The organism is Dietzia sp. B19, assembly GCF_014145155.1.
Classification (GTDB): Bacteria; Actinomycetota; Actinomycetes; order Mycobacteriales; family Mycobacteriaceae; genus Dietzia; species Dietzia natronolimnaea.
Window position 1 is genome coordinate 1,907 of sequence record NZ_JAALED010000447.1, and the last position, 3,765, is coordinate 5,671.

General features: G+C 70.6%; 5 protein-coding genes. 3 read left to right on the forward strand and 2 right to left on the reverse strand.

The features are described from left to right. Nucleotides 1–397, forward strand: a 397-nt coding sequence (locus G6020_RS17155; RefSeq protein WP_241732696.1) for a WS/DGAT domain-containing protein, incomplete at its 5' end; no start/stop codon positions are given. A 159-nt stretch (nt 398–556) separates the two neighbouring features. Next, on the forward strand, nt 557–2,065 hold the full coding sequence (locus G6020_RS12565; protein ID WP_182610853.1) for a WS/DGAT domain-containing protein: 1,509 nt from the start codon (nt 557–559) through the stop codon (nt 2,063–2,065). A 65-nt stretch (nt 2,066–2,130) separates the two neighbouring features. Here G6020_RS12565 and G6020_RS12570 read toward each other — a convergent pair whose 3' ends face one another. Next, a complete protein-coding gene (locus G6020_RS12570) occupies nt 2,131–2,748 on the reverse strand; it encodes a DUF664 domain-containing protein (RefSeq protein WP_182610854.1) in 618 nt (205 codons plus the stop codon). 101 nt (nt 2,749–2,849) lie between these two features. Next, on the reverse strand, nt 2,850–3,407 hold the full coding sequence (locus G6020_RS12575; protein WP_179525969.1) for a DinB family protein: 558 nt from the start codon (nt 3,405–3,407) through the stop codon (nt 2,850–2,852). 153 nt (nt 3,408–3,560) lie between these two features. Between G6020_RS12575 and G6020_RS12580 the strand changes: the two genes are divergently transcribed. Continuing rightward, nucleotides 3,561–3,765, forward strand: a 205-nt coding sequence (locus G6020_RS12580) for an HTH domain-containing protein (RefSeq protein WP_182610855.1), incomplete at its 3' end; no start/stop codon positions are given.

Here is a 3,765-nt window from a genome sequence, read left to right on the forward strand (position 1 = left end):
GGACGAACTCATCGAGGCCATCACCACGTCCATGACCCGGGTGCGCTACTCGTTCGAGCCACACATCACCTTCGCCACCATGCTCGGCGTGGCCGTCACCCCCACCGCGGTGCAGCACGCGGTGGTCGACCTGTTCGCCAACAAGACCGTCGGCCAGCTCACCTCGGTACCCGGTCCGGTCTCCGAGGTGCGGCTCGCGGGAACCCCGGTCGAGGGCATGCTCGGCTGGGTGCCGATGAGTGGCGACCAGGCGCTCGGGATCTGCATCTTCAGCTATGACGGCACGGTGTCCGTGGGGATCGCCACCGATGCCGAGCTCGTGCCGGACCCGGGCCGGGTCGCCGAGATGATCGAGGGTCAGTTCGCGACCTTCGACGGCTGGGAGGCCCCGGCCTGAGGACTGCCGTCGACGCGCCTCTCCTCACCAGGCGAGTGGTCCCCGGTAGTCGTGGCGAACCGGGAGAACCCCCGTGATGTTGGTCACGCCTGTTCTAGCCTGGAGTGGAGCGCAGATGGCTCGGTGGTCGATCGCGGCTGGGGGGAAGGGTCGGGGACGATGGGGGAGAGGACGAGGGTCAGGATTCCGCTGCGGGATCAGTTGTGGTTGCACATGGACCGCCCCGACAACCTCATGTACATCACGTCGTTGGTGTGGTTCTCGGAGATCCCTGACTGGGACGCGGTCTCCGAGGCGATCGCGTCGCGGATGGTCGAACCCCACCCGGTGTTCCGCCGGGTCCCGGTTCGCGAGGGCAGGCGGTGGTACTGGGAGGACGATCCCGACTTCGACCTCTCCCACCACCTGATCCGCGGGCGGCTCCCCGCGCCGGGCGGGCGGGCCGAGGCCGAGGCGTACGTCTCCGAGCAGATGAGCATCCAGCTCCCTGACGACCGCCCCTTGTGGCGGGCCGAGTTCCTCGAGGGCTACCACGGCCACGGCCACGAGGCCGGGCGGGAGGCCGGGCGGGAGGGTGCGCTGGTCCTGTTCCGGGTCCAGCACGCGATGGTCGACGGCGTCCGGCTGACCCAGTTGGTCCTGGGTCTGTGCGACAGCGATGACGACATCCCGCTGCCCCGGGTGGGCCGGCCCCTCTCCCCTGGTGGAGACGGGATCCTCCGGACGGTCGGCCGCGCCGGGGTGGGGATGGTCCGGGACTCGGTCGGTATCGCCCGCGGTCTCGCCGGCGCCACGGTCACGTTCCCGTGGACCCTCACGCGGCTGGTCAGGGCCGTGGTGGCCCCGGGCCGCGGGGTCACCAGGGTGCCCACGCGCGTCGTGGAATCCCTGGCCGACACCATCGACCCCACCAACAGGACGACCAACACCTACCGTTCGACCTTCCGGCTGCTGTTCGAACCCAGATCGCCGGAGCTGTCGTGGAGTGGCCACGCCCACGCCCGGAAGAAGGTCTCCTGGATCGCCGGGCTGGACCTCGCGGCGATCAAGAGGGTGGCGAAGGCGCACGACACCACGGTCACCACCGTGATGCTCGCGGCGGTGTCCAGGGCGCTCACCGAGTACCTCGACACCCACGGCGATCGTCGGGTCTCGGACATCAATCTCATGGTGCCGATGTCCATCGAGCCGGTGGCTGACGAACTGCCGGAGGAACTGGGCAACCACCTCACGATCATCCTCATGCGCCTGCCGCTGGGGATCGACGACGCCGACGAGCTCATCGACGCGATCGCCACGTCCATGTCCCGGGTGCGCTACTCGTTCGAACCACACGTCAACTTCGCCACCATGCTCGGCGTCGCGGTCACTCCCGGCCCGGTGGCGCACGCGGTGGTCGACCTGCTCGCCAACAAGACCGTCGGCCAGCTCACGTCGGTCCCCGGGCCGGTCTCCACGGTGCGGATCGCCGGCACTCCTGTCGAGGGGATACCCGGCTGGGTTCCGATGAGCGGCGACCAGGCCTTCGGAATCTGCATCTTCAGCTACAACGGCAAGGTCTCGGTGGGCATCGCCACCGACGCGGGACTCGTGCCCGACCCGGGCGAAGTCGCCGGGATGATCGAGGACAAGTTCGCGACGTTCGCCGGCTGGGACGAGGAGGACTGACCCGCGGTCACGCCGCGTGGCCGGTCCGTCCCCGCGCCCACCCGACTCACCACGCCGGCGCCGACTCACCACGCCGGCGCCGGGACCTCCGGGTGGGCGGCGAACCAGGCACCGATGTAGGACATGTCGATGCCCTGGTCCTCCGCGATCAGGTCGTACATCGTGCGCCCGTCGAGCGCCTCGCGCAGGAGGTCGGCGTGCCCGCTGTGCCGGTTGATCTCGGTCAGCACGTGCTGTGCGACCCAGCGGCCGTTGAACGGTGCCAGGTCCGACGGGAACCACGGCATCTCGGTGGGGACGGGGACCCGCGCGTCCAGGTCGGCGGCTCGGAGATGGGCGAGTCCCGCGGCGCACCGACGGTCGTACTCGGCGAGGACCTCCTCGGCGGTCGCGTCGGGATCGACCCGGTTGACGGCCTCGGCCCACTCGAAGGTCTCCGGTAGCGAGCGTCCCGTCTCCAGGGGGTCGGGCGCGGCGGCCGCCCGGCCCAGCCAGTCCTCGGCCACCTGACCGATGTGCATGATCAGCCAGCCGAGCGTCAGCTCACTCGACGGGACCGGACGCGCCCGCAGTTGGTCGCCGGTGAGGCCGTGGACGATCGAGCGGGCGTTGACGAGAGCGTCGTCGATCCATTCGAGCAGGGTGTCGCGCTCGGTGGTGTGGGTGGCGGCGAACAGTGGCATGGCGAACTCCTCGGTGGTGGGTCGGGGATGGTGTGGTGTCGGCGGATGCCGACGGGTCGTCCGGGTCAGACGGGTCAGACGGGTCAGACGGGTCGACCGGATCAACGGGTGTGGGCGTACAGGTCGCGGAGCAGGCACAGCTCCGCGCCGTGGTGGATGACCTCGCGGTGGATGTGCAGGACGAGGGTGGCCATGGGGGCGGCGGACCAGTGGCCCTCGGCCTCCCCGACGGGCGCGGCGAGGGCGTCGTCGTCGAGCCCCCGGACCCCCTCCATCCAGCCCGCGTAGGTGCGGTCGAGCTGGGCGAGTCCGCCCACGGCGTCACCGGCGAACTCGTGGGTCATGTAGTCGTGGGGCGGTCCGCCGAAGTGGTCGTGCCACCGGGCCCCGAGCACTCCCACGACCACGTGGCCGATCCGCCACGCGATGGTCGTCAGCGGTGCGGGCCGCGGTTCGGGATAGGCGAAGTCGATCGTGAAGTCGCCACTCCCGGCCTGCACGTCCGCGGAACCGGTGCCCCGGGGGCGCACGCCCCAGGTCCGATCATCGGGTGCGGGGGAGAAGTGGTACTCGGCGTCGGTCAGTCCCTCCAGGCGAGGCCGGAGGTGGCCGGTCCAGTGGTATTCGAGTTGGTCGGCGAGCTGGTCGGTCCAGTCGATGGTGCGGGCTGTGGTCATGGTGGTCTCCCGGTGGTGGGGGCGGTCGGCCGACGGTCGGGCGGCTCTCTCGCGGTCCGACAGCAGACTCTCAGGTGATCAGGACAGATCTGGTCCTCTGCCGGTGCGAGAGTGGACGACGTGACCGAGGACAAGATGCCCACGACCCAGCGGGTGCTGGGGCTGCTCGACCTGCTGCAGCGGCGCACCGTGTGGACCGGGCCCGAACTCGCGGCCGAGCTCGGGGTCACCACCCGCTCGGTGCGGCGGGACGTGGACCGACTGCGCGACCTGGGCTACCCGGTCGAGTCCGAACTCGGCGCGGGCGGGGGGTACCGGCTGGGATCGGGCCGGCGGCTGC

Coding starts and splice junctions, on each gene's coding strand:
- G6020_RS12565 (WP_182610853.1), top strand. CDS start 557: ATGGGGGAGAGGACGAGGGTCAGGATTCCGCTGCGGGATCAGTTGTGG.
- G6020_RS12570 (WP_182610854.1), bottom strand. CDS start 2,748: ATGCCACTGTTCGCCGCCACCCACACCACCGAGCGCGACACCCTGCTC.